The following is a 238-nucleotide window of genomic DNA, read 5'->3' as shown; positions in this document are numbered from 1 at the left end:
GTGCGGCTTCCGGTTCCGCGGCGCGCTTGCGGCGAGGTTGCTCGGCCTGTGGCTCTTCAGCCTGAGGTTCGGCTTGAGGCTCGGCTTGCGCCTTCGGCTCGGCAGCGGGCGCTTCAGCCGGTGCCGCAGCAGGCTCTTCGGCAGGCGCCGGGCGCTCGGCTGGCGGTTGATCCGTTTGCGGGAGAATCTCTTCCGCCGGCTGGCTGTCTGTTCCCGATTCAGCCTGAGCGAGCAGGAT

At 69.3% G+C, this 238-nt stretch carries 1 protein-coding gene; it reads right to left on the bottom strand.

Annotation, left to right across the window (positions count from 1 at the left end; translation table 11 throughout):
* A partial coding sequence (locus RTX98_RS19575; RefSeq protein ID WP_312798529.1) for a hypothetical protein occupies window positions 1–238 on the bottom strand: 238 nt, incomplete at both ends.

It is taken from the genome of Tianweitania sp. (genome assembly GCF_032053605.1).
Taxonomy (GTDB): Bacteria; Pseudomonadota; Alphaproteobacteria; order Rhizobiales; family Rhizobiaceae; genus Tianweitania.
This window is presented reverse-complemented; position numbering and strand designations above follow the sequence as displayed.